The organism is uncultured Thioclava sp. (genome assembly GCF_913064665.1).
In the GTDB taxonomy this organism is placed as follows: Bacteria; Pseudomonadota; Alphaproteobacteria; order Rhodobacterales; family Rhodobacteraceae; genus Thioclava; species Thioclava arctica.
In genome coordinates, this window is the sequence record NZ_CAJYBT010000017.1 from 17308 (window position 1) to 42743 (window position 25436).

Sequence of the window (25436 nt, forward strand, 5' to 3'; positions counted from 1 at the left end):
TTGCAATCAGCGCAGCTTTCCAGAGTATTCCTGTCTTGCCAACGCAGCCTTATAGGCCGGGCAGCAAATCCTGTAGTCCGCGTTGCGAGAAGCTGGTGCCTTGTCCGGCCCCAAACGTCGCGCGCAAACCGAGACCGATGTAGCCCTTAGCATCGGCGCCTTGCGCATCAACGCGCCCGACTTCGCCGTAAACACTGTAGCTTGACGCCAGCTTGTAATCCGCAGTCACGCCGATCCGGTTGTAGTCATCGCCGCGTCCGTTGAACGCATCTAGACGCCCGCCCAGCGAAAAGCGATCGTTGAGGGCATAGCTGCCACTCAGACCCAGCGCGGTGCCGTCCGAACCGCTTTCGGTGTGCCACACATAGCCTTCCAGATCGATCATGTTGAGCTTTTGGCTAGCCTCAAGACCGTAGAAATCGACATTCTGGCTGTTCAGACGATCACGCCCGACAAAGGCGCCAAGGGCGGTGCCTTGCATCGGGTGATAGACCCCGTGCAGCGCGAACATGCCGCCATCCCAATTTGTCCCGCCAAAACGGTTCAGCGCCATATCGCCCTGCACGCTAAACGCGGGCGAGAAGGCGACCTCGAGCGAGCCGAAGGCCGAAAGTTTATTGGCGTCGCTCGCCGAACCGGTCAGGTTCGAATAGCTCACCCCGACTTGCGCGCCGCTCACTTCGGCAGCTTGCGCGATAGGCGCGTTCAGCGCCGTGCTTGCGGCCAACGCAGCGACCGCTCCGAAAATCCACTGTTTCATGTTCTGCCTCATCGGTAATGCCCGGGCGTGTTCTCCGCCCGGTGCGGGTTTAGCTTTCTGCTGTCTCATCGCCAGCTTGTTCGGTGAGTCCTTCGACCTCTTCAGCGTCATCGCCTTGATCGGCAATGCGCGCGACCGAGACGACCTCTTCACCCTTGGCGGTGTTGAAGACGCGCACACCGCCTGCCGAGCGCGAGCGGAACGAGATGTCCTGCACCGGGCAGCGGATCGATTGGCCCGTCGAGGTGGCAAGCATGATCTGATCGCTCATCTCGACCGGGAACGACGCCACCAGCAGACCGCCGCGCATCGCCTTGTCAATCGCGCCCACACCTTGACCACCACGCCCACGCAGCGGGTAGCCGTGGCTGGAGCTGATCTTGCCCGAGCCCTGCGCCGTGATCGTCAGGATCAGATCCTCGGCAGCGGCCATTTCGTTGTAGCGTTCGGGCGACAACTGTCCTTCGGCCACGCCGTCTTCATCCTCATCATCAGAGGACTCATCCTCGGTCACACCCGCCATCAAGCGGCGCTGCTTGAGATAAGCGGCGCGTTCCTCGGATGTGGCCTCGAAGTGGCGGATCACCGACATCGACACGACCTCATCGTCCGGGCGCAGACGAATGCCGCGCACACCGACCGAATTGCGCGAGTTGAACACCCGCACATCGGGCACCGCAAAGCGGATCGCACGGCCCCCGGCGGTGAACAGCATCACGTCGTCATCCTCGGAACAAATGCGCGCATTGATCAGGCGCACACCCTCATCCTCGAACTTCATCGCGATCTTGCCGTTGCGCATAACATTTGTGAAGTCTGACAATCGGTTACGGCGCACAGTTCCAGCAGATGTCGCGAATACGATCTGCAGATCGTCCCAGTCTTCCTCGGCGCGATCCACCGGCATGATCGCGGCAATCGAGACACCCGTCGGGATCGGCAGGATGTTCACAATCGCCTTGCCCTTGGACTGACGCGAGCCCAGCGGCAACTGCCAGCATTTCATCTTGTAGACCATGCCTTCGGTCGTGAAGAACAAGAGCGGCGTGTGGGTGTTGGCGACGAACAGCGTGGTGACCGTGTCGTCCTCTTTCAGCGAGCCACCCGACAGCCCCTTGCCGCCGCGCTTCTGCGTGCGGAAATCGGCCAAGGTGGTGCGTTTGATATAGCCACCTTGAGTGATCGTGACGACCATATCTTCGCGTTCGATCAGGTCTTCGTCATCCAGATCGCCCGCCCAGTCGATGATCTCGGTGCGGCGCGGCACGGCGAATTGCTCTTTCACTTCGCGCAGCTCATCAGCAATGATCGCCATGATCCGGTCGCGCGAGGCGAGGATGGCGAGGAAGTCGCGGATCTTGCCCGCCAATTCGGCCAGCTCGTCGGTGACTTCCTTAACGCCAATCTGGGTCAGGCGCTGCAGGCGCAATTCCAGAATTGCGCGCGCCTGTGCCTCGGAGAGGTTATAGGTGCCATCATCGTTCACCGGATGCAGCGGATCGTCGATCAGCTTGAGATATTCAAGGATCTCATGGGCCGGCCAGCGCCGCGTCATCAGCTTTTCGCGCGCCTCAGCAGCGTCAGCCGAGGCGCGGATCGTGGCCACCACCTCATCGACATTGCTGACAGCGGCTGCGAGGCCACACAGAATATGGCTGCGTTCGCGCGCTTTGCGCAGTTCGAACGCAGTGCGACGTGCGACAACTTCCTCGCGGAAGGTGATGAAATAGCTCAAGAATTGGCGAAGCGTCAGCTGTTCTGGCTTGCCGCCATTCAGCGCCAGCATGTTACAGCCAAACGAGGTTTGCATCTGCGTAAACCGATGCAGCTGGTTGAGCACGACATCGGGCGTCGCATCGCGTTTCAGCTCGATCACGACGCGCACGCCAACCCGGTCGGATTCATCGGCGATGTTGGAAATGCCCTCAAGGCGCTTGTCGCGCACCAGTTCGGCCATTTTCTCGATCATCGAGGCTTTGTTCACCTGATAGGGCACTTCGTCGATGATGATCGCAAAGCGGTCCTTACGGATCTCCTCGATATGGGTTTTGGCGCGAATGATGACCGAGCCGCGCCCCTCAAGATAGGCTTTGCGTGCACCGCCCCGACCCATGATAAGCGCACCCGTCGGAAAGTCAGGCGCGGGCACGATCGCCATGATCGCCTCATCCGACATGTCGGGATTGTCGATCAGCGCCAGCGTGGCGTCGCAAATCTCGCCCAGGTTATGGGGCGGGATATTGGTGGCCATACCGACCGCAATACCGCCCGCACCATTGACGAGCATATTTGGATAGCGCGCGGGCAGAACCGAGGGTTCACGGTCCTTGCCATCATAGTTGTCCTGAAAATCGACCGTATCTTTTTCGATATCGGCCAGCAGGGCGCTCGCAGGCTTGTCCATGCGCACTTCGGTGTAACGCATCGCGGCGGCGTTATCGCCATCCATCGAGCCGAAGTTACCCTGACCATCCAGAAGCGGCAGCGACATCGAAAACGGCTGCGCCATCCGCACCAGCGCGTCATAGATAGCCGCATCGCCATGCGGGTGATATTTACCCATCACATCGCCCACCGGACGCGCCGATTTGCGATAGGATTTGTCATGCGTGTTGCCGGTCTCGTGCATCGCATACAGAATGCGCCGGTGAACCGGTTTCAAACCGTCGCGCAGATCGGGGATCGCCCGGCTCACGATCACGCTCATCGCGTAATCGAGATAGGCGGTCTTCATTTCTTGTGCGATGGAAACGGTCGGGCCGAGATAGGCGGGCCGTGCAGGACCCTCTTCTTCGATTTCCGGCGGATCAGGAGTGTCAGTCACGCGCGCCTCGATGCTCTAGATATTGTTGTAACAGGTTATAGTCCCCCCAAGCGGCGGGCGCAATCGCCAAGGGCGACAGCAGTGCGTCTGTGGGCGGTTTTGGGACGCTCCGCGGGGAGTATTTATGGCCAGATGAAAAGAGGGCGGTGTTTCATCTAGCTCCAAATACTCCCGCCGGAGGCATCTGGCGTTACTTTCAGGCGCTGCGGCGCGCCTTGAGAAACGCCCAAAGCCAAATTCCCGCTAGCACCAGTGAGCCGATCGCATTCAGGTTCGCCATGGTGATGCCAAACATCTCCCACGGAATCTCATCGCAACGCACCAAGGGCGCGGCGTTGATCTGGGCCATCAGATCAGCCGCAGAGATTGTGCTGTTCACGGCGCCTGATGTGCAATCGGTGGGGCCTGCGAAGATATGGCGCTCGACTCCAGAGTGGTAAAACCCAAGCCCAGAAGTGGTCAGGGCCGCGAGCATGCCAAACAGGGCCGTCCACGAGGGCAGGCGGAAGGCCAAGATCGCCAGCCCGATCAGAATCGCCGCCAGATGTGGCCAGCGCTGCCAGATACACAAATGACAGGGCGCATAGCCCATCGCCTGAAATATCAGCGCGCCGGCCAGAACGAAGGCCGAGCCAGCGGCGGCGTATCCAATCAACATGCGCGGCGAGAAGGGATCTCTCATCAGATATACTTCAACAGGTAAAAGCCGCCGATCAAGAGTACGACGAACAGGGTGAACAGAAGGCCGAGCCAGCGCTCGATGAAGGTCTTAATTGGCGCGCCGAATTTCCAAAGCAAACCTGCGAGGATGAAAAAGCGCAGCGAGCGTGCCAGCACCGACACACCCAGAAAGAGCGGCGGGGACAAGTGCGTTGCCCCTGAAAAGATCGTGATAACCTTGTAGGGGAAGGGGGTGACGCCCGCGATCAGCACCGCCCAGCCGCCCATCTCGTTAAACCGCAGGGCCAGTTCGTCAAAACTTTGCGCCTTGCCGTAAAACTGCAAGATCGGCTGGCCGATCACATCCATGAACCCATAGCCGATCAGATAGCCAAGGCAGCCCCCCGCGACTGAGCCCGCCGTCGCCACCAGGGCGATTTTCCAAGCCCGCCACGGGGTTGCAAGGATCATTGGGATCATCAGCACATCGGGGGGAATCGGAAAGACCGAGGCCTCGACAAAGGCGGTGATGGCGAGAAACCACATTGCTTTGGGATGGCTCGCCTTGGCCATCGTCCAGTCATAGATGCGCCGGATCATCAGATTTTGGCCTCGGTTGTCGCTGTCTGCCCGCTTCGTGCCTGCGCGCGCGCGCAAGGTCAAGCGCAGCAGTGCTGTTCACTCGCACACGATCACGCTAATCTCACACAAAAGTGGGATGGGAGATCGCAGCAATGCAATGGCGAGGGCGGCGGGGCAGCCGCAATATCGAAGATCGGCGCACGCAATCGCGGATGTCGGGTGGCAAGACGATGCGGCTTGGCGGGGGCGGACTGGGCGTATTGGCCATCGTTGTTGTGGGCTATTTCCTTGGGGTCGATCTGACGCCCTTGCTGGAGGGTGGGCCGCAAGGCAGCGTCACGCAGCAAAGCGGTCCTCTGAGCGAGCGCGAGAAGTCGATGGGCGATTTTGTCTCGGTCACTCTGGCCGATACTGAAGATGTCTGGCAGGGGATATTTAAGCAGCAACTGGGCAAGACCTATCACCCGGTGACGCTTGTGCTTTTCAGCGGTGTGACGCGTTCGGCCTGTGGCAATGCCAGCGGGGCAACGGGGCCGTTTTATTGTCCGGGCGACAAGCGCGTCTACCTTGATACCGCGTTTTTTGACACGCTCAGCCAACAGCTGGGCGCCAAAGGCGATTTCGCCGCTGCTTATGTCGTGGCCCATGAGGTCGCTCATCATGTTCAGGACGAGTTGGGAATTTTAAGCAAGGTTAATGAGTTGCGCGCGCAAGGCTCTGAGGCGCAATCCAACGCGCTTTCCGTGCGCATCGAATTGCAGGCTGATTGTTTCGCCGGAATATGGGCGCGCGCGGCGCAAGATCAGATCGGTGCGGTCGAGCCGGGTGACATCGCCGAGGCGATGAACGCTGCCGCGCGCATTGGTGACGACACGTTGCAACGCGAGGCGGGCAGGGTGCCCATGCCCGACAGTTTCACCCATGGGTCCTCAGTTCAGCGCCAGCGTTGGTTCCAAAGCGGCTATCGCAGCGGCGATCTGCGCCAGTGCGACACATTTTCTGTGCGAAACCTGTGATCCAGACGCTTGTCATGGCCGCGCGGTTTCGCTAGAGGAAGCGAACTGGGCCCGAGTGGCGGAATGGTAGACGCAGCGGATTCAAAATCCGCCGATGCAAATCGTGCGAGTTCGAGTCTCGCCTCGGGCACCAGCCCAGCCCAATACTCCTTTAGATTGTATGCGTTAGCGCCTCTGGGCGCGCGCAATCGCGTCATACACGGCCGTTCAATTCGGCGTGCAGATTCGTTGCCAAAAGGTGATTCGGGCTGTCGGGGCGGGATTGGTAGAACAAAAGGCGGATATCGCCTCATTTAGCCGCAATCTGAGAACAATGTTCACAACTTTGTGTCACGACTATGGCCGCGAATTGGCCACAGATTAGCCACGCTGTGGAAACGATTACGGGGTCGGTATGTTTCCGGAGCGCGAACAATCACCGGCGCTCTTTTGTCCTGAAACGCGGTTTATGGCCTGCTCACCAATCCTAAAGGACAGGTTTTAAAGGAATTGCCCGCATCTTTTTGGGGTGCTCTTGAAACAATCCTTTCGGTGTAGGTGGATTGGATGCGCTGGATCCCGGCCGATTTGCGCGGAAATCGGGGTAAATGCGGCGAGAAGATGGCAAATTCCGCTTTCATTATGGCGCGTCTGTGTCCATTTTCGACGCATGCCCAATTGTGGGGCATCATGGCCATGGGGGTGGCCAGTGAGGGGACGGCATCTACGGATGTGTGTTCGACAGCTGCCAGCGAGACGCGCCAAAAGGCGCAGCGATACTCGCAACATTGACAGGTGCACCGATGATATCGGTTGGGCCTGATCTTGGGACGTTGTCTGCACGCAGTAGCGAAACAACCCGATCTTCACAGCAAATCACCGGGGCGTAAGCCCTGACGAAAAATCGGCGCTGCCATTTGCGCCTTCAGAATTGACGGCGCACGGGTCGATTGACCGACGGTGTAAAAGGAGACGTAGGGATGACGCTTTGGTATTGGGATTGCAACAATAACCCTGTTGCCCATGATGACACGGCTGAGACGGCCTTTAACACAGCAGTCAAAATTGATGTTTTGGCCAACGACACTGATCCAGACTGTGACAAGCTGCGCATTTTCGGGACGCCCACATCGACCCATGGCTCGGTTGTGGTCAATTCCGACGGCACGCTGACCTTTACACCAGCTCCCGGTTTCGCGGGCACGGCAGAAATCTGCTATACTGTTTCAGATGGCAACGGCGGTCATGACAGTGCCACGGTGCACATTCAGGTCGACGAGGAAAAGCCCGACGGTATCGTCGAAGGCACCTCGGGCAATGATCTGATCGATGCCCACTACACCGGCGATCCTCAGGGCGACATGGTGGATCATAACGACGCGATCCTGCCCCATGTCACGTCCAATGATGACATCATCAAGGCGGGTGCGGGAAATGACACCGTTTTTGCGGGCGCGGGCAATGACTCGGTCGATGGGGGCGCAGGCAATGATCTGATCTATGGTCAGGGCGGCAATGACACGCTCAATGGCGATTCCGGCAATGACACGATTTATGGCGACAATGGCGGCATTGCGAGCCCGCCTGCCGCCGATCCGGTGAATCAAACCGTTGATTGGGGGAATTTCAAAACCGATTGCGGCAAGATCGAGGATCAAACTGTTGATCTGGGCGACACCAAAGTGGCGTTCGATTTCACCGTGCTCGATCACGGCGCAACGGCGAGCTACACCAACACCACCGAATATACCGGCGGTGCCACGTTTGACGCGCATTCCGGTCTGAAACTCTATGGCTGTGGCGGGGAGGGCGGTGTTGATCCGACCTCGTTGACGACGTTGACCTTCAGCTCGGACAATTCCGATTATACCGGCGAAGTTCAAAATACCTCGTTCCGTATCAACGATCTGGACAGGGGCAACCCTTCGGATAACCACGTCGATGTGGTGACGCTGCAGGCCTTGGACGGCGACGGCAAACCGGTCGATATCAAGATCACGCCGTCGGGTCATCAGACCGTCAGCTATGATGCCACCACCGGCACCTACACCATCACCGGCACCGATTCCGACACGGGTAGCTTGCACTCGGACGATGCGGTGGGCTCGGTTCTGGTCGAAATCGCGGATCCGACCGCGAAACTCTCGATCGGCTATGCCAACGGTGCCAACACCGATCAGGCGATCACGATCACCGACATCCACTGCGAGACCGTTCCCGTCGCCACCGATACCGGTGAGCCGGGCAATGACGTGATCAGCGGCGGCACCGGCGGTGACGTGCTGTATGGCGAGCAGGGCAATGACACGCTTTCGGGCGACGCTGGCAACGACTCGCTGAACGGCGGTTCGGGCGACGATACGGTCATGGGCGGTTCGGGCAATGACACGCTGGTTGGCGGCACGGGCAGCGACTCGGTCTCGGGTGGCGATGATCGTGACCTGTTCATTGTTGACTCGCAGGCTGATGGCGTTGGCGATACGCTGGATGGCGGTCAGGGGGGCGATAACTTCGACACGCTCGATCTGACGGGGGCGGGGCCGCTGCGTGTTGACAGCCATGTCACCGCTTACGATCCGGTTTCGGGTGTCAGCTCCTATGCGGGCACGGTCACGTTCCTGGATAGCAATGGCAACCCGGATGGCACGCTGCAATTCTCCAATATGGAGCGTGTGATCCCTTGCTTTACGCCGGGCACCTTGATCGCGACTCCGAAAGGCGAAGTGCCTGCCGAGACGCTCAAAGAAGGCGACAAGGTTTTGACGCGCGACAACGGCATCCAAGAGATCCGTTGGGCCGGGCGTTGCGATATGACCCGCGACGATCTGGCAGACGCGCCGCATTTGGCTCCGGTGCTGATCAAGGCTGGCTCGCTTGGCAATGATCTACCCGAGCGTGACATGCTGGTCTCGCCCAACCACCGGATGCTGGTCGCCAATGACAAGACCGCGCTCTATTTCGAAGAGCATGAGGTTTTGGTCGCAGCCAAGCACCTGATTGGCAATGCGGGCATCGCCAAGGCGCAGACTCTGGGCACCAGCTATCTGCACTTTATGTTCGATCGCCATGAGGTAATTCTGGGCAACGGCGCCTGGACCGAAAGCTTCCAGCCGGGCGATATGACCTTGGGCGGCATGGGCAATTCTCAGCGTCAGGAAATCTTTGAACTGTTCCCGGCGCTGCAAACCTCTGAGGGTCGTCAAGACTATCAGGCGGCGCGCAAAACGCTCAAAAAGCATGAGACTGCGGTTCTTCTGAACGGCTGATCTCATTTGAGACTGCGCCCGGGCTCAAGGTCTCGGGCGCAGGCATGTCTGGAACAGTTTATGTCTGTTTCATTTAAGGAAACGCTCAATTTCGCAGATCGTGGCGAAATTTTGGCTTTTTTACGTTTCATTACAAGTCTTTCTGTCATACCTTTTTTATGGGGGCTCAAGTTCATCGGCACTATGCCGAGGGGATGGGCGAGGATGGCTGCGGCAGAATTGCGCATGAGCTTAATGGCGAACATATCGGGCGAAGCCCCGTTTCTGTCTTCTGTGTTCGCAGAACACGGGCCCAATTCGGCACAGATCCTGCGCCTTGAATTCAGCGATTATGATGAACGCAACGGCCTTTTGCGTGGCTATGACGCAAAAGGTCAGCTGCTTTATAGCGGTGAGATCGCGCAGGTTATCTCGGCGCTGCCCTGTTTTACTCAAGATGCACGTATCACCACGCAGGCCGGAGAGGTCGCCGTAGCAGATCTGCGCGCAGGCCAGCGTGTGGTGACGCGCGACAATGGCCTGCAGGAGCTGCGCTGGATTGGTGTGCGCCGCTTTGACTGGCATATGCTGGGGCTCAACCCGCTGCTGCGCCCGGTGCGTTTGGCGGCCAACGCCTTGGGTATCGATCTGCCCGAAACCGAAATCACCGTTTCGCCCAATCACCGTCTGCTGTCGAACGTGCCCGCGTTGGGCGTGACCGGAGAGCAATTGGTGAAGGCGCGCGATCTGGTCGGGCTGGACGGGGTGACGCAGTGCGCCTGTTCCGAGGTGACCTATTTCCAACTGCTTTTTGATCACCATGAACTGGTTTTGGCCAATGGTATCTGGTCCGAAAGTTTCCGCCCGACGGCAAATAATGTCGCGGCTCTCTCAGCGCAGTCGCGTGCCGATTTGATGGCCGTGCTGCCCGGTGTCTTTGACGGGGACGACTATGCGCCGGTGCGTCCCGATGCGTCCGCATTGCCCTTGGTGCGCCACGATCATTCCTAGGCCGACTGCCCTCTGATGCAGTTTGCACGACAAAGACCGGGCGCTATCGCGTCCGGTCGTTTGCAAATTGGCGATTAAAAAAAGGCCGGGCGCAGGGCCCGGCCAGATGACGGAGCCTCCGGGGAAACAGAGGACCCGCTTGCGTCACAGGAAGCGGCGCATCTCGATTTGCGCAGTGGCGCGGCTGACTCCGATGTCGCTCAATAGGCGATCATCAAGCTTCCCCAAGGCTTTGCGCGACCGATACGCAGACAGCACGCGCGCAACGCGCGCGGTCAGGCCATGGGTGGCGTGACGGGCGAGGGCGGGGCGGGTCCGCGAGAGGGTCAACATGGGGAAGCCTTTCTTGTGTTGATACAATGCCAGTTGATCTGGTATGCGATGAATACAAAGAGCGAAATGACTCAGCCAGAGAAACATTGTGACTGATACAAGCTGGACAGCAGACCTTACCCGCCAAAGCGGCCCGAAATACCTCGCCTTGGTGCGGGCCCTGCGCGAGGGGATACGCCGCGGAGACCTTGCGCCGGGGGCAAAACTCCCCACCGTCAGGGACTTGGCCTGGCGCCTTGGAGTCACGCCGGGCACGGTCGCGCGGGGCTATCAGATCGCCACGCAAGAGGGGCTTTTGCAGGCCGTTGTGGGGCGCGGCACGTTTGTATCGACACAATCTCGCCGGATGGGTCCGACCGAAACGATTTATCCGATGTCGACGCGCGACCCCGAGGCCGAAGAGGGCATTGTCGATCTGCGCTCGCCACAGCTGCCCGATATTGGCCAGACTGAGGCACTTTCGCGCGCGATGATCGCGGCGGCGCATGATATCGGCGGGCATTATCTGGAATATCCCGGCCTCAAGCGCGACGAATATTGTCGCCGAGCCGCATTGAGTTGGTTCAGCGAATATACCGATTTCGACACGGTCACGGCGGATGATCTGGTGCTGACCCATGGCGGGCAGAACGGGATCAATGTGGTGATGCAATGCTGTTTGCGCGGCGAGCGTCCGGTGATCCATGCCGAGGCGCTGGCCTATCCCGGTTTTCGCCACGCAGCCCGTCTCAACCGGGCTGAGATCCGCGCCGTTGCGATTGACAGCGAAGGGATGATCCCCGAGGCGCTGGATGCGGCCTGTCGGCGTCATGGCGGGCAGTTGGTGTGCGTTACCCCCGATGCGCAAAATCCCACCGCCGGGCGGATGGGAATGGCGCGCCGGCACGCACTGATCGAGGTCGCGCGCCGCCATGATCTACAAATCATTGAGGATGATTGCTACACTGCCCCCGTCACCGGTCTGGCCAGCCTGCGCAGCCTCGCGCCCGAGCGCTGCTGGCATATTTCCTCACTGTCGAAATCAATCTCGGCGGGGATGCGTTTTGGCATCGTGGTCGCGCCCGAGGGGATGGGCGAGGCGGGTCGCTTAACCGCGCAGCACAGCTATTTCGGCCTGTCGCGTCCGGTGACCGATATCATGACGCAACTGTTTGAAAGCGGCGAAGCGCTGGATCTGAAGCATCGCGCGCAGGCCGAGATGGGGCGGCGGTTGCAGATGCTGCTACAGGCGCTTGGGGATCAGGAATTGGGCTGGCAGCCGGGGCTGAGCTTTGTCTGGCTGACGCTGCCGCTGGGCTGGCGGGCGTCGGCCTTCGCACGCATGGCCGAGGCCGAGGGTGTGCTGCTGCGCGCGGCGGATGAATATGTGCTTCAAGACGGGCAGGCCCCCAATGCCGTGCGCATCGCGCTGGCGGGCGGCGTCAGCGAAGAGCGGTTTCGCCAAGCGATCGACACACTCAAGCGCTTGCTGGAGCGTATGCCCAACGATTTGCTGGTCTGACACGCCCCCCAAGGTGTGCGTAAACCTTTGGGGGTTGAGCCAGTTTTAAGGATACCAGACCTAGTGCCAGATCAGGCGGCAGTTTAGGCGGCCGGGCGGATCGCGTGCCGGGCGGTTGATAGAGGCATGGGGATCTTTGCACCGCCCATCTGCGCGCGCCGCGCGTTTGAAAATGCCACCGGCATTCGCAAGGCGGCATAGCTGCGCCCGTCCTCGTCATTGCGATAGACCGGGCCCATTCGGCTGACATCATAGCCCACCTGACGCAAGGCACGCATCAGGGCGAGCGATGACAGGCAGATCAGCTCCTCTGCGCCCCGAGCCATCGCGCGTTCGACCAGACCATCCACGATCATGCCAAGGCAGGCGGTGCGTTCAACCTGCGTGCTCAGCGCGTCTGAAATCACTAGCCGCGTGCATTCCCAGATGCGGTCCGAGGCGATGTCATCGGGTAGCACTTGCGCGGGGATATGGCCTAGCTTTCCCAGATGCGCGTCGCGCAGCATATAGGTGTTGGGGCCCCAGATCGCCGTGGTGGACATTGCGCGCGCGCCGCCCACAACATTGCCGTCTTTGAGGACGATCGAATAATGCGCGAGGGGCGTGTCATATTGGTCCATCTCGACATCGCTATTGTGGGGAACGTCCCAGCCAAGCTGATCCACGAAGACTTTCTTGCGCAGGCGCAAGAAGTCGTAAAACGCGGTTCCATGTTGATGCAGTTGAGAAAATTCGAATGTTTTAGCGTGCATGTTAACCTCCTTTTGGATGGTTAATCACAAGCACTAATTGGTTAAAGAATTACCACCTTGAGTTGAATCGCGCTAAATGAGTCGCCTCGCGGATGCGATTGCCAGCAACTCGATGGCGTTCTTTGCGCCAAGTTTCCGGCAGGCCGAAGAGATGCGCGCCTTCACCGCGCTTTCCGAAATCGCCAGTTCTGCCGCAATCTGCTTCAACAGCAACCCATCGGCGCGCATCCGGATCGCTTCGGCCTCGGCATCCGTCAGGCTGGGGCCGCTTTGCCCGCGCGTGTGCAGCCGTTTGAGCATCGCAAACGTCTCGGTAAGCTCGCGATCATCGAACTCGCGATCGGCACGAAACAACACCGCATAACTGCGCCGCCCGACATCGGCATCGCCCCTGACCGAAATCGTCGCGCCGAAATTGAGGTTTAAATCGCGCGCCAAAGGAATCACGCCCGCCGGATCAGGCAACGCCAGTTCGCTCCAGCGGATTGCCCCCTGATTGCTGTAAATCCAGCGCATCGACGGGTCATGTACGAACAACCCCCGTCGGGTGTAGATATCGACCCAGTTTGAATCGAGCGCGTTCATTTCCTCTTCGGGAAATGAATATCCAACCCGCAAGGCTACATAAAAGCCAGCAGGCGCAAGCGTCTGGAGGTAGGGCTGGCTTCGTTTCAAGGTCATTCGCAGGTCAAGCTACTTGCGTTTCAAAAGGGTGATATTTAGTCTCTCTTCATTGGAGACTTGGGGGCATTGGGACTTAACCTATGATTGTATTCGGCATATGAAAACCGAAATTCGACATTCGGTTGTGCAAATCCTGAACGAGACCGGGGCGCTGTGCGACTCAGGATACGCTTTCGCGCTTCATATCCGCTTTGCTCGGCCCAATATTTTGTATCGTACATACCCGCAAAGCTGGATTGATCACTACGACGAACAGGGCATGATCGTCGAAGATCCGGTGGTGAAATGGGGCCTGAGCAAAACGGGGTTCGTGTATTGGAAAGATCTTGATGATCCTGCTGGGATTCTGGCGGATGCCGCAGCGCATGGTTTGACCAACGGGTTGACCTGCGCAGTGGGGGCGCTCAGTTCACGCTCGATTGCGGGATTCACCCGGTCGGATCGCGCTTTTAGCGCGGCCGAGGCGCAAAAACTCTTGGATATGACATCACAATTACATGATCTGACCGCAGAGACGCTTTGATTGCCAGATCAGCCGGGGCAGGGCGATCGCCGCATCGCAGGCTCTTGGGGCTTTGCAATCAGCGTGCAAGGCGCTGTTCGTTATTGGCTAGAAGAAAACCCTATTTGATAACAGTCTTGTAATCGCGCTGTTACATAAGCAGACTAGGCAGCGTGGCGTGGGCGACCTCTCAGGTCGCAAGAGCATGAAATGCCAATCATATCCCGCTACCCACTTGGGAGGAAAACATGAAGAATTTTGCACTGGGCGCTCTTGTCGCCTCGTCGGCGCTGCTGTCGCCATTCGCGGCTTTCGCGCAGACTGACATTCAGTTCTGGCACGCCTTTACCGGACGGTTGGGTGAGTTGGTGGACGCGCAAGTCGCGCAGTTCAATGCCAGCCAAAGCGACTATAAAGTCGTGGCCAATTACAAGGGTAACTACTCGGAAACGCTCAATGCCGGGATCGCGGCGTTCCGCGCCGGAGAGCAGCCCGATATCTTGATGGTGTTCGAAGTCGGTACCGCCACGATGATGGCAGCCAAGGGCGCGATCAAGCCGGTCTATCAGGTGATGGCCGATGCGGGCGTGCCGTTCAATGCTGACGATTATATCGGCGCGGTGAAGGGCTATTACACGGATACCGATGGCAAAATGCTGTCGCTGCCGTTCAATTCCTCGACGCCGGTTCTTTGGGTCAATCGCGATCTGCTCGACAAGGCAGGCGTGGCCAAGGATGCCGATCTGAGCACCTGGGAAAGCATCGGTCCGGTGCTTGATAAACTCAAGGCGGCGGGCGTTGATTGCCCGATGACCACCGCTTGGCAAAGCTGGATCCAGCTGGAAAACCTGTCGGCCTATCACAACGTCCCGTTTGCCAGCAAAGAGAACGGCTTTGGCGGGCTCGATACCGAGCTGGAATTCAACGGCCCCGTGCAGGTCAAACACATCCAGACCTTGGGCGATTGGGCCAAGAAGGGTGAGTTCATCTACAAGGGTCGTCGCAACGAGGGCGGGGCGGATTTCCGCGCTGGCTCCTGTGCGCTGTTCACCGAAAGCTCGGCGGGTTACGCGGGCATCAAGGCTGAAGCCAAGTTCAACTTCGAAGTCCATCCGCTGCCCTATTGGTCCGATGTCGCAGGCGCGCCGCAAAACACCATCATCGGGGGCGCCTCGCTTTGGGTAATGGCGGGCAAGCCGGCCGAGGATTACAAGGGCGTGGCCGAATTCCTGAGCTTTCTGTCCTCGCCCGAGGTGCAGGCGAAATGGCACCAGGACACTGGCTATCTGCCGATTACCAAGGCCGCGGCGGACCTGACGCGCGAGCAAGGCTTTTACAAAGCGAATCCGGGCACCGATGTTGCAGTGATCCAGATGACCACGAAAGAGCCGACTGGCAATTCCAAGGGCATCCGTCTTGGCAATTTCGACCAGATCCGTTCGATCATCGACGAAGAGCTGGAAGCCGTTTGGTCGGGTGACAAGACGGCGCAGGATGCGCTTGATACGGCTGTGACGCGGGGCAACCAGTTGCTGCGCCGCTTCGAACAAGCTAACCGCTAAGACCAACCCTGTCGCGGGCGGCATTTGCGCTGCCCGCGATTTCCTTTTGCCGAGGCCGGAATGGAAAAACGCGTCACCTTCAAGGGCTGGCTGTTGCCGCTTTTGCTGATCGCTCCGCAGCTTGTGATTTCGGGGGTGTTCTTTTTCTACCCCGCGGGCGAGGCGGTGTGGCAATCTTTGTTCATTCCCGACCCGTTCGGCCTGTCGATGCAATATGTCGGGCTGGGCAATTTCGAATACTTGCTAAGCGATCCCTATTACCGGGCCTCCTTTCTGACGACGGCGGTGTTTTCCACGCTGGTGACGCTGGTTTCGATGATCCCGGCGCTGTTTTTGGCGGTGTTGGCGGATCGGCTGGTCAAAGGGGCGGGGGCCTATCGCACCATGCTGATCTGGCCCTATGCGGTGGCACCGGCTGTCGCGGGCGTTTTGTGGCTGTTCATGTTCAACACCCGTATCGGGATTGTCGCGTGGTATCTCGGCCTGCTGGGCTATGATTGGAACTACGTGCTCAACCAGAACGAGGCGATGGGGCTGGTCGTTGTGGCCTCGTCCTGGGGGCGCATCAGCTATAACTTCCTGTTCTATTTCGCCGCCCTGCAAGCTGTGCCGAAATCGGTGATCGAAGCGGCAGCGATTGATGGGGCGCGCTTTTGGCGGCGGTTCTTTACGATCGTGCTGCCGCTGCTGTCTCCGACCACGTTTTTCCTGCTGGTGGTCAATATCGTCTATGCGTTCTTTGAAACCTTTGGCGTCATTCACACGATCACCAGCGGCGGGCCGCAACAGGCCACCACGATCCTTGTCTACAAGGTCTATGCCGACGGGTTCGTCGGACAGGATCTGGGCTCATCTGCCGCGCAATCGGTGATCTTGCTGCTGGTCGTGGGGCTGCTGACGGTGCTGCAATTCAAGTTCATCGAGAAACGGGTGCATTACTGATGGCAAACGCATCCACCCCCCTCAAAGAGCCGCCCCCCGGCATGGTCGAAAAGCGCGGGCGTGGCCTGTGGTTTACCCATGCGCTGATGATTTTGGGCGTGCTGGTGATCTTCTTCCCGATCTGGCTGGCCTTTGTGGCCTCGACGGTGCCGCAAGCCGCGATCACCCATCCGCCGATGCCGCTGCTGCCGGGCGATCAGTTCCTCACCAACTATAAACGCGCGCTGTTTTCGGGCGTGAACGTGCCGGTGGCAACGATGTTGCTGAACTCGCTGGTGATGGCGATGGGGATTGCCGTGGGCAAGATCGCGATTTCGATCCTGTCGGCCTTTGCGATCGTCTATTTCCGCTTTCCGGGGCGCAATTTCTTCTTCTGGCTGATCTTTATCACGCTGATGCTGCCTGTCGAAGTGCGCATCGTGCCGACCTATCAGGTGATTGCCGGCTTTGGCATGCTCAATAGCTATTCGGGGCTGATCTTGCCGCTGATCGCCTCGGCCACAGCGACGTTTCTGTTTCGCCAGTTCTTCCTGACGGTGCCCGATGAGCTGGCCGAGGCGGCCCGCGTCGATGGCGCGCGCCCGATGCGGTTTTTCGTCGATATTCTGCTGCCGATGAGCCGCACCAATATCGCAGCACTCTTCGTCATTCTCTTTATTTACGGCTGGAACCAGTATCTCTGGCCGCTTCTGATCACCACCGATCCCTCGATGAACACGGTCGTCATGGGCATCAAACAGATGTTCCCCTCGGGCGATGATATCGCGGATTGGCCGGTGATCATGGCGACCTCGATCTTGGCGATGATCCCGCCGGTGATCGTGGTGATTTCGATGCAGAAACTCTTCATCCGCGGTCTTGTGGATAGCGAGAAATAGGACAGGCAATGGCAACGGTCGAACTGGACAACGTCAAGAAACGCTTTGGCTCCACCGAGGTGATCCACGGCGTCAGCACGCAAATCGAGGATGGTGAATTCATCGTGATTGTCGGCCCCTCGGGCTGCGGGAAATCCACGCTGTTGCGCATGGTCGCGGGGCTGGAAAGCGTCTCTGAGGGCGAGGTGCGCATCGGTGGCAAGCGTGTCAACGAAATTGAGCCGATGGATCGCGACATCGCGATGGTGTTTCAGAATTACGCGCTTTATCCGCATATGTCGGTGCGCCAGAACATGGGCTACGGGCTGAAAATTGCGCGGCTGCCAAAGGCCGAGATCACCGCCAAGGTGGAGCAAGCCGCCGCCCTGTTGCAACTGGGTGAGTTGCTGGATCGCAAGCCCAAGCAACTATCGGGCGGGCAGCGGCAGCGCGTCGCAATGGGGCGCGCCATCGTGCGCGAGCCGGCGGTGTTCCTGTTTGACGAGCCGCTCTCGAACCTTGACGCCAAGCTGCGCGTTCAGATGCGTGTCGAGATCCGCGAATTGCAGGCCAAGCTGGGTATCACTGCGCTATACGTGACCCATGATCAGGTCGAGGCGATGACCATGGCTGACCGGATGATCGTGATGAATGCTGGCGTGGCCGAGCAGATCGGCACGCCATTGGAGGTCTATGAGCGCCCCGTCACGATCTTTGCCGCACAGTTTATCGGCAGTCCCTCGATGAATATCCTGCCAGCCCAGATCAAGGGCGGGCAGATCAAACTGGGGGACGCGGTGCTGGGTCAATGCAGTCTGCCCGATGGCCCCGTCAGCTTTGGCATCCGCCCCGAGCATTTGCGCCCCGACCCGCAAGGCGCCATCGCGCTTGAGGTGCATCTGGCTGAGCCATTGGGTGCCAATACTCTGTTGCATGGCGTGCTTGCTGGTTCGGGTGAGACGATGACCGCCGCTTTGCCGGGCGTGCATCGCAGCAATATCGGGCGTGAGATGTTGAAACTCACCGCCGATCCCGCGCATTTCCACTTTTTTGACTCCGAAAGCGGCAAGCGCATCGAACCCGTCTGACTTTGGGGCGGGGAAGATTGCGCGCCATCGGTTCGCTTGCGCGAAACATGACAGTCCCGCCAAGATGCGTTTGCGTCTCTTATATGCGTGCAAGCCCATGAGGCATCGCGGCGGTGCCCAGAAAAGTCGCCCGCGCGAAACCTGATTTCGCGCGGGCAAGCCGATGAAAGCCACCAAGGTGTGTGGCCAAGTTCGGGTTACATCTTGGGCATGATCACCGAGTCGATCACATGGATCACGCCATTGCTGGCCTCGATATCAGCCTGCGTCACCGTCGCGCCGTCGACCATCACGGCGGGATCGGTCTTGATCGTGACCTGTGATCCCTGAACGGTCGCAGCCATCAAACCATCGCTCAGATCGCCTGACATCACTTTGCCCGGAACGACGTGATAGGTGAGGATCGCGCTCAGTTTGTCTTTGTTTTCAGGCTTGAGCAAATCCTCAACCGTGCCCGCAGGCAGCTTGGCAAAGGCCGCGTCGGTGGGGGCAAAGACGGTGAAAGGGCCTTCGCCCTTCAGCGTCTCGACAAGCCCAGCGGCCTGAACGGCGGCAACAAGCGTTTCAAAATTGCCTGCAGCAACGGCAGTATCGACGATATCCATATCGGCCGCATGAACGGGGGTGGAAACGAGGGCGGTGCCAGCAACAATCGCCGCGATGAAGGTTCTTCTGAGCATACTCATACTCCCTGGTTTGAACACGTGTGGATCGTGTTAGGGTTACGTCGAGGCGAGAAAAATGGATCACAGGAAGATCACGGATGCGCACGCCTTCGCGAGAATTTGGGACCCCGCGCATGGCCTTTGTGCGAAAACCTGCCGATCAAAGACGTGGATCGCGCGCGACAGAGATCGCTCAAAAGCCGCGCTTATCAGCGCACTGCGTCAAGCGCGCCCAGTTCCTGCAAGATCGACTGCGTTACTTCCTGCGGGTTGGCCCCACCAGTCTTTCGCGGGCAGGCAGATCACGCGCCATCCAAAGGCCTCCAAAAAAGTCGCGCCTGCGCTGAACATTTCTCCAATTTCGAGGCTGTGAAACAGGTCTGGGCGATCAATCAGCACCGTGAGTTTAAAGTGATTGCTGATCGGGCGCGCAAGAAGATCGGCTTCTTATCGGGCAAAAGCGCGCCTGCGGGCCCGTGCAGCATTTCGCGCGGCGAACGATGGGTGCGGGTCTTTATGAATCCGTCTTCCAAGGCGCGCCTGGCCCAAACATAGGCCGCTTTGCGCCCCCGATCATGGGGCGTCAAGTCGCGATCGGGCTTTTCCATCAGCGTGATATCCGTATCAAAGCGCGCAATCGCGCGCAGCGATGGCCATGCGCGCCTCTTCAAACATGCGCGACCCGATTGCGGCAGGGTGCGGATCAGCGAGCGCAGGATTGCCTCGTTCAGCACGGCGGTATCAAGCGCGGGCGCCTGCAGATCAAGCTGGCGCAAGCAGGTCCAGATTGCTGCGGGTGCAGCCGCGAGCGGGGCCAATTCTTGATGGCGCCGAGATCGCGATTTTCGATCGCTCTTACGACGCGCTCAAGATCAAGACGCCACGCTGTCGTCAGGCGGTGGGCAACCTGTCGGGCGGCAACCAGAAACAGATCGTCATCTTCCTGGGGGCGTGCAAATGAAAAAGGGCGCCCGAAGGCGCCCCGTTCCGAATTCGGTCAAACCGTTCAGGCGAGCTGAAGGTTCGCAGCCGACTCACGGCCGTCACGGCCGGATTCGACGTCATAGGTGACTTTCTGATCGTCGTTCACCGAGGTCAAGCCAGCACGCTCAACAGCGGAGATGTGCAGGAAGACATCTTTTCCGCCGGTGTCGGGTGCGATAAAGCCGAAGCCTTTAGTTGCGTTAAACCATTTCACGGTACCAGTGGCCATCGTGAGATCTCCTTTAGTATTCAACCTGTTCGCGGAAGTGCAACAGCGTGGCGCAGTCGGCCAAGATCGAGTTCGCTGAAGTCCGGTAGGGAACGCAGGGGATCGATATAGGAAACGTAGCCCGCCCCTTATGACAGAGCGCCGCCCGCTTGTCTATGCCTTATATCGCCCATCTTGGATCCATACTGACGACTGCCGCACGACTTGGCGGTTTTGCGCCGACGGATCCAGATTCGTTGCAAACAAAAAAGACTGAGAAACCTGTGTTGCGCTTTTCCGAGATCGCCCGAGGGGCAGGTGTATGGACGGCCGATCATATATCGATCTGGCCAGGGAGGCGCCTTATCGACCCAAGCGCAGGTCACAGGGGCCGGGCGATCAAGTTGCGAAAACCGCGCGCGCACAAGCAGCTGCGCGCGCGAGCCTGCAACAAAATCAATGCATCTTCGTTGCCATGTTGATGTTCACGCAAACGCTGCGCGACCCTTCGATCTCAAGAACCGGACCCGCCGCAACGCAATCAAGCCCAACGCGCCGCGCAAGGCGGGGCGAATTTTCGGGGATCATGCCGATCACGCTCGTGGCTCCCAATTGACGCGCTGAAATCACCATTTCATTAATCAACTGCATCTGAACACGCATCCTCAGCTTCGCCGGGACACTGTCACTTACGAAAACCCTTGAGCTTTCCCAAATATGTGACGCGGTCGGAGCCTCGTCGAAAAGCAGGTTTTCTGGAATCGTCTCAAGCAAGCCGCGCTGTGCATCACGGATCATATAGGTGTAGATTCCGCATTGATGCGTGGTGGGCGTCAGGCGAACACCCGCCATGACGATCCCACGATCATGGACCGCAACCCAGCGGCTGGCGGGGGTGTCATATTGGTCGAATTCCATCCCGTCGGCTTCGGGGAGTTTCCATTTGTTTTGCACAATGAATGCACGATGTCTTGCGCGAAACATGTTTGCGAAAAGTTCGCCATGGTTGTGTAGATTTTTGTAAGAAAGGGTTGTGACTTCCATTGGAGTGCCTCCGTCTGGGGTTGAAAAAACCGGTCAGATGGGCCGCCACGTGCTAAAGGTATTGATATTCCCTAGCCTTGCGCAAAGCCTCCGATGTCGTGCGCGCTTCCAATCGAATCCGCGCCGATTTCAGGCGTGCTTTCAATGCGCTCTCCGATATCCCGAGTTTTGCTGCAGCAGCAGTGTGCCGATCCCCATTCGCGACACACTGAAGTGCCTCGACTTGAGCTTTCGTCAACTCGGATGGAGGTTCCGCCGCAACATGCAGCCGAGCCGTAATTTCGCTCAGTTCGGACAATTCTTCATCGTTGAATTCACGATCAGTGTGGCTGATTCCAACGATGGATCGCGACGTGATCGGGCCGTAAGAAGAGACCGCGCCATATTTCAGGCCATAGCTTGCCGCTTTGGCAATCACACCAAACGGATCTGGCAGCGGAATTTCGCTCCACCGCGTGGTTCCAGCCGTTCCGATTCCCCAAAACACCAAGGGATCTCTGAGATAATACGCCTGGTCGTTGTAAAATTTGATCCAGGCGCTGGGATACGAGCTTTCATAAACAAGCGGGCTGGCAAAGCGAATGTGCAGCCCAACGCTATATCCGCAGGGCGCAAGCTGTTGGAGTTCGGAAAAGGGCACAGTGAGGGCTTTTGAAATGGACATAATTTACTTAAATAAGTGCCGTTAAGGTCCGTCAACCTAAAATCGCATTGTCTGAATATGGGGCTTCTGCTGCGGGCAGTCTGGCCTTGAACCGGGTTGGCACGCATTGACGCGGCGGCATGCGTTTGGGCTCCGGTTTGCGTCTGTTGGAGGGGCGCATAGCGCATCTGCCAAGCGATTTTCCCAAGTGATAGGTTTTGTTTATAAGTTTTCGGTCTCTTGCGTAACTATCCCCCTGATGAACGTGACGTTTCCGCGCGTTCAGCGTTCTTTGTGCGCCCGATATTGAAGGCCGCCATTGCCAAATATGCAGGTTTTCCAGTGGAATCGTGTAGGCCCACCTTTGTTGCAGGCGCCACATATGTCGTTGGTATCGGGGCGCTGAGGGCGGACTTGCGCCACGTCATTTCTTCGAAGGCTGGAAATGGGCTGTGCCAGTTTGCCGCAGAATTCTCGCGTCAGGTGGGCTGCGCCTTGGCGGGCTTGATTAACACTGCATCCGTCACTTTGCCTTCGCGTCTTTGCGTGCCATATGCTGTGTGCAAAAGGTTCGGGAACTGCCCCGGCATCGCAACGCTTCGAAAGGCCCCCCATGACACAGATCATTTCCTCGCTTGCCGAGATTTCCGCCCCCTATGATACGCTGTTTTGCGACCTGTGGGGCTGTCTGCACAATGGCGTGACACCGTTCCCCGAGGCCGTCGCCGCTCTGCAAGGGTTTCGCGCGCGAGGCGGCAAGGTCGTCTTGTTGACCAATGCGCCGCGCCCTGCGCGGTTCGTGATCGAATCTCTGGATCGGATGGGCTGCCCGAAAGATGCCTATGATCTGGTCGTTTCGTCAGGTGATGCCGCGCAGGATGCGATGTTCGCGGGCGCGCTCGGGCGCAAGGTCTGGCATTTGGGGCCAAGCAAAGATGACGGGTTCTTCACCGAGATTCCCACAGAATGGCAGGGCCAGGCCGATATCGAGCGGGTCGATTTCGATGACGCCGAGGGGATCGTTTGCACTGGCCCGTTTGATGAGGCCAACGAGGTGCCCGAGGATTACCGCGCCAAGTTCCTTTTGGCGAAAACACGCGGACTTCCAATGCTTTGCGCCAATCCTGATGTCGTGGTGGATATGGGCGATCAGCGAATCTACTGCGCCGGGGCGCTGGCGGTCTTGTATGAAGATATGGGCGGCGAGGCGATGTATTTTGGCAAACCGCACCCGCCGATCTATGACATGGCGCGGCGCAAGCTGGCGGCGATCGGTGGGGGCGATGACGGTCGCATCCTCGCGATTGGCGATGGTATCAATACCGATGTGCCCGGTGCCGCAGGAGAGGGGATTGATTGTCTGTTCGTGACCGGCGGCTTGGCGCATGACCAGTTCGGCGCGGATCAGAAAAACCCCGATCCCGAGTTGCTGCGGGCATGGCTCGGTGCACGTCAAACGGATCCGCGCTACACGATTGGCACTTTGCGCTGATATTCGGCCCGGTAACTTTGTTGCGCTGCAGGCTGCTTTCGGGTAAATAAGTTGCGCTGGCATCTTGCGCGCTCTGCTGCATGTGCTATGCTGCAGTGCAACATGGCTTCAGGCAGGGACCGATGGATATGCTCGACAATTTGCCGCGCGGCACGATCTGCATCGAAGATCTTGAGATCGGGATGCTGCGCTATCTGCGCAAGGAAATTACCAATCGCGACATTGAGCTGTTCGCCGAGGTCTCGACCGATCATAACCCGGTCCATCTGGATGATGCCTATGCCCAAGACACGATCTTCGAGGGGCGCATCGCGCATGGAATGCTGACGGCGGGGCTGATTTCTGCAGTGATCGGCGAACAGCTTCCCGGCCATGGCACGGTCTATCTGGGCCAGTCGCTCAAGTTCATGGCGCCGGTGCGGCCGGGCGATGTGGTCTATGCTGAGGTCAAAGTGACCGCGATCGACCATTCGCGTCGCCGTGTCACGCTTGAAACCCATTGCGCGGTGGGCGATACGGTGGTGCTCAAGGGAGAGGCGCTGGTTCTGGCGCCCTCGCGCAAGTTCGACTGATCCGGCGACCCATGCCGGAAGGCGGGGTGATGGAACGCTACTTTGACTGGAAATCGCTGCTGAAATCGGCCCGTGGTGCCTCGGTTGCGATGGGCAATTTCGACGGGCTCCATCTTGGTCACCAATCGGTGATTGATCAGGCGCGGGGCCGCGCAGCCCCTTTGGGTGTGATCACGTTTGAACCCCATCCGCGCGAGTTTTTCGCCGCCCGCGCGGGCAAAACGGTTGCGCCGTTTCGCCTGATGAACCCCGAGGCGCGGGCCAATCGTCTGGCCAAGCTGGGCGTCGATGTCTTGTTTGAATTGCCCTTCAACGCTGAATTGGCCGATCAAAGCGCCGATCATTTCGCGCGCGATGTGTTGGGGCAGGGCTTGGGCGTGTCCCATGTCGCGGTGGGCGGTGATTTCCGTTTTGGGAAGGGCCGCGAGGGCGATGCGGCGATGCTGACGGATCTGGGGCAGCGTTACGGGTTCAACGTGACCATCGCGCCCTTGTTGCATGTCGATGGGGTCGAGGCGTCATCGACCGCGATTCGCGCGGCTTTGGCCGAGGGACGCCCGCAAGAGGCAGCCGCAATGCTAGGCCATTTGCACCGTATCGAGGGCGCGGTGCTGCATGGCGAGAAACGGGGCCGCGAATTGGGCTATCCCACCGCGAACATGTCGGTGGCGGGGCTACACCTGCCCAAGCTCGGGGTTTACGCGGTCAAACTCGATGTGCTGAGCGGGCCGCATCAGGGCAGCTATCGCGGTGCTTCCAGTCTTGGCGTGCGTCCGATGTTTGGCGAGAATACCCCAAATCTTGAAACCTATATCTTTGATTTCAAAGGCGATCTTTATGGCGAGCATGTCTCGGTCGCCCTCGTCGAATATCTCCGCCCCGAGATGAAATTCGACAGCCTTGAGGCGCTGGTGGCGCAGATGGCGGCCGATTGTGACCGCGCGCGGGCGCTGACCTAGGCGCAAGTCTCGCTCACGCACGCTTACCTGTGCTCACGAAAGCGGGAATATGGCACGCCCGCATGCGTTGCATCCCTCCAACCGGAGGATTTATCATGCCATATCAACTCGCTGGGCCCAATTGCCGGGGGCGCAATTTGCTGGGTGCCGTGGCGCTTGTGTTCGCGGCCAGCTCCGGCGTTGCCGAATACGTGCAAGTGCCCGCCTGTGGCTCGGTGTCCGAAGTTGCAGATCGCTTTGAGGCAGCGGCGCAAAAGGCGGGGGCACCGTGTTCGCCCGCGTCGATCACGCCAGCGGCGCGGCTGCCGTTGATATGGAAATGCCCGATGCGACGTTGGTGATTTTTGGCAACCCGCTGCTGGGCATGCCCGCGATGCAGCAAGATATTCGCGCCGGTGTGGTCCTGCTGCTGTGCGTTCTGGTGGCGGATGAGGATGGCCAGACCATGCTGATCTATCAAAGCGTTGATGACATGTTCGCCGGCACGTCGGTCGACCCCAGCGCGGAATTCGCCACCAAGATGACGGGCGCTTTGGCGAAACTGACGGCGACAGCGGCCAAGGAATAACTG

At 58.9% G+C, this 25436-nt stretch carries 26 protein-coding genes and 1 tRNA gene; 15 read left to right on the plus strand and 12 right to left on the minus strand.

The annotated features are described in order from the left end of the window. Positions 1 to 49 precede the first annotated feature (49 nt). From QZ571_RS09105 to QZ571_RS09120, 4 genes are all read right to left on the minus strand, one after another. A complete protein-coding gene (locus QZ571_RS09105) occupies positions 50 to 760 on the minus strand; it encodes a hypothetical protein (protein ID WP_295533689.1) in 711 nt (236 codons plus the stop codon). Positions 761 to 809: 49 nt separating this feature from the next. Then, a complete protein-coding gene (gene gyrA, locus QZ571_RS09110) occupies positions 810 to 3584 on the minus strand; it encodes a DNA gyrase subunit A (protein ID WP_295533691.1) in 2775 nt (924 codons plus the stop codon). A gap of 196 nt (positions 3585 to 3780) precedes the next feature. Beyond that, on the minus strand, positions 3781 to 4266 hold the full coding sequence (locus QZ571_RS09115; RefSeq protein WP_295533693.1) for a disulfide bond formation protein B: 486 nt from the start codon (positions 4264 to 4266) through the stop codon (positions 3781 to 3783). Beyond that, positions 4266 to 4844 carry a YqaA family protein gene (locus tag QZ571_RS09120; RefSeq protein ID WP_295533695.1) on the minus strand — a complete coding sequence of 193 codons (579 nt, stop codon included), beginning with the start codon at positions 4842 to 4844 and terminating at the stop codon, positions 4266 to 4268. Before QZ571_RS09120 ends, QZ571_RS09115 begins: the two co-directional genes overlap by 1 nt. Before the next feature lie 134 nt (positions 4845 to 4978). Here QZ571_RS09120 and QZ571_RS09125 point away from each other — a divergent pair, with 134 nt between their 5' ends. From QZ571_RS09125 to QZ571_RS09140, 4 genes are all read left to right on the plus strand, one after another. After that, positions 4979 to 5842, plus strand: a complete 864-nt coding sequence (locus QZ571_RS09125; protein WP_295533697.1) for a neutral zinc metallopeptidase — start codon at positions 4979 to 4981, stop codon at positions 5840 to 5842. Positions 5843 to 5891: 49 nt separating this feature from the next. Beyond that, positions 5892 to 5975 (plus strand) — tRNA-Leu (locus QZ571_RS09130). Between the two features lie 826 nt (positions 5976 to 6801). Then, positions 6802 to 9087, plus strand: a complete 2286-nt coding sequence (locus QZ571_RS09135) for a Hint domain-containing protein (protein WP_295533699.1) — start codon at positions 6802 to 6804, stop codon at positions 9085 to 9087. Positions 9088 to 9312: 225 nt separating this feature from the next. Continuing rightward, positions 9313 to 10077, plus strand: a complete 765-nt coding sequence (locus QZ571_RS09140) for a Hint domain-containing protein (protein ID WP_295533701.1) — start codon at positions 9313 to 9315, stop codon at positions 10075 to 10077. 144 nt (positions 10078 to 10221) lie between these two features. Here QZ571_RS09140 and QZ571_RS09145 read toward each other — a convergent pair whose 3' ends face one another. After that, positions 10222 to 10497 (minus strand): DUF1127 domain-containing protein, encoded by a 276-nt coding sequence (locus tag QZ571_RS09145; RefSeq protein WP_295533703.1) that lies wholly within the window; start codon positions 10495 to 10497, stop codon positions 10222 to 10224. 1 nt (position 10498) lies between these two features. Here QZ571_RS09145 and QZ571_RS09150 point away from each other — a divergent pair, with 1 nt between their 5' ends. Beyond that, positions 10499 to 11911 (plus strand): PLP-dependent aminotransferase family protein, encoded by a 1413-nt coding sequence (locus QZ571_RS09150; protein WP_295533705.1) that lies wholly within the window; start codon positions 10499 to 10501, stop codon positions 11909 to 11911. Between the two features lie 83 nt (positions 11912 to 11994). Here the strand turns inward: QZ571_RS09150 and QZ571_RS09155 are convergent, their stop codons facing one another. Continuing rightward, entirely contained in the window at positions 11995 to 12663 is a 669-nt protein-coding gene (locus QZ571_RS09155) for an acyl-homoserine-lactone synthase (protein ID WP_295533708.1), read from the minus strand. Positions 12664 to 12735: 72 nt separating this feature from the next. Continuing rightward, a complete protein-coding gene (locus QZ571_RS09160) occupies positions 12736 to 13344 on the minus strand; it encodes an autoinducer binding domain-containing protein (protein WP_295533710.1) in 609 nt (202 codons plus the stop codon). Positions 13345 to 13444: 100 nt separating this feature from the next. Here QZ571_RS09160 and QZ571_RS09165 point away from each other — a divergent pair, with 100 nt between their 5' ends. From QZ571_RS09165 to ugpC, 5 genes are all read left to right on the plus strand, one after another. Continuing rightward, positions 13445 to 13870, plus strand: a complete 426-nt coding sequence (locus tag QZ571_RS09165) for an autoinducer binding domain-containing protein (protein WP_295533712.1) — start codon at positions 13445 to 13447, stop codon at positions 13868 to 13870. Positions 13871 to 14097: 227 nt separating this feature from the next. After that, positions 14098 to 15411, plus strand: coding sequence for a sn-glycerol-3-phosphate ABC transporter substrate-binding protein UgpB (gene ugpB / locus QZ571_RS09170; protein WP_295533713.1), 1314 nt, complete (start codon positions 14098 to 14100; stop codon positions 15409 to 15411). A 60-nt stretch (positions 15412 to 15471) separates the two neighbouring features. Continuing rightward, complete coding sequence (gene ugpA / locus QZ571_RS09175; RefSeq protein WP_295533715.1) at positions 15472 to 16353, plus strand: sn-glycerol-3-phosphate ABC transporter permease UgpA; 882 nt, start codon at positions 15472 to 15474, stop codon at positions 16351 to 16353. 41 nt (positions 16354 to 16394) lie between these two features. Beyond that, positions 16395 to 17231: a sn-glycerol-3-phosphate ABC transporter permease UgpE gene (gene ugpE, locus QZ571_RS09180; RefSeq protein WP_295533779.1), complete on the plus strand. Its 837-nt coding sequence runs from the start codon at positions 16395 to 16397 to the stop codon at positions 17229 to 17231. A gap of 8 nt (positions 17232 to 17239) precedes the next feature. Then, positions 17240 to 18298 (plus strand): sn-glycerol-3-phosphate ABC transporter ATP-binding protein UgpC, encoded by a 1059-nt coding sequence (ugpC, locus tag QZ571_RS09185; protein ID WP_295533717.1) that lies wholly within the window; start codon positions 17240 to 17242, stop codon positions 18296 to 18298. Positions 18299 to 18495: 197 nt separating this feature from the next. Here ugpC and QZ571_RS09190 read toward each other — a convergent pair whose 3' ends face one another. Together QZ571_RS09190 and QZ571_RS09195 are read right to left on the minus strand one after the other, a co-directional pair. Beyond that, on the minus strand, positions 18496 to 18978 hold the full coding sequence (locus QZ571_RS09190; protein ID WP_295533719.1) for a fasciclin domain-containing protein: 483 nt from the start codon (positions 18976 to 18978) through the stop codon (positions 18496 to 18498). A gap of 377 nt (positions 18979 to 19355) precedes the next feature. Further along, a complete protein-coding gene (locus QZ571_RS09195) occupies positions 19356 to 19739 on the minus strand; it encodes a hypothetical protein (protein WP_295533721.1) in 384 nt (127 codons plus the stop codon). A gap of 11 nt (positions 19740 to 19750) precedes the next feature. Here QZ571_RS09195 and QZ571_RS09200 point away from each other — a divergent pair, with 11 nt between their 5' ends. Beyond that, positions 19751 to 19924: a hypothetical protein gene (locus QZ571_RS09200; protein ID WP_295533723.1), complete on the plus strand. Its 174-nt coding sequence runs from the start codon at positions 19751 to 19753 to the stop codon at positions 19922 to 19924. 45 nt (positions 19925 to 19969) lie between these two features. Here the strand turns inward: QZ571_RS09200 and QZ571_RS09205 are convergent, their stop codons facing one another. From QZ571_RS09205 to QZ571_RS09215, 3 genes are all read right to left on the minus strand, one after another. Next, positions 19970 to 20176 carry a cold-shock protein gene (locus QZ571_RS09205; protein WP_295533725.1) on the minus strand — a complete coding sequence of 69 codons (207 nt, stop codon included), beginning with the start codon at positions 20174 to 20176 and terminating at the stop codon, positions 19970 to 19972. A gap of 435 nt (positions 20177 to 20611) precedes the next feature. Beyond that, entirely contained in the window at positions 20612 to 21199 is a 588-nt protein-coding gene (locus tag QZ571_RS09210) for an acyl-homoserine-lactone synthase (RefSeq protein WP_295533727.1), read from the minus strand. A 52-nt stretch (positions 21200 to 21251) separates the two neighbouring features. Then, positions 21252 to 21863, minus strand: a complete 612-nt coding sequence (locus QZ571_RS09215) for an autoinducer binding domain-containing protein (RefSeq protein ID WP_295533729.1) — start codon at positions 21861 to 21863, stop codon at positions 21252 to 21254. Positions 21864 to 22455: 592 nt separating this feature from the next. Between QZ571_RS09215 and QZ571_RS09220 the strand changes: the two genes are divergently transcribed. The 4 genes from QZ571_RS09220 to QZ571_RS09235 all read left to right on the plus strand — a co-directional run bounded on the left by QZ571_RS09220 (position 22456) and on the right by QZ571_RS09235 (position 25433). Then, a complete protein-coding gene (locus QZ571_RS09220) occupies positions 22456 to 23334 on the plus strand; it encodes a TIGR01459 family HAD-type hydrolase (protein ID WP_295533730.1) in 879 nt (292 codons plus the stop codon). Between the two features lie 128 nt (positions 23335 to 23462). Beyond that, positions 23463 to 23906, plus strand: coding sequence for a MaoC family dehydratase (locus QZ571_RS09225; protein WP_295533781.1), 444 nt, complete (start codon positions 23463 to 23465; stop codon positions 23904 to 23906). Between the two features lie 29 nt (positions 23907 to 23935). Then, entirely contained in the window at positions 23936 to 24865 is a 930-nt protein-coding gene (locus tag QZ571_RS09230; RefSeq protein WP_295533731.1) for a bifunctional riboflavin kinase/FAD synthetase, read from the plus strand. A gap of 268 nt (positions 24866 to 25133) precedes the next feature. Beyond that, positions 25134 to 25433, plus strand: coding sequence for a DUF302 domain-containing protein (locus tag QZ571_RS09235; RefSeq protein ID WP_295533732.1), 300 nt, complete (start codon positions 25134 to 25136; stop codon positions 25431 to 25433). Positions 25434 to 25436 lie beyond the last annotated feature (3 nt).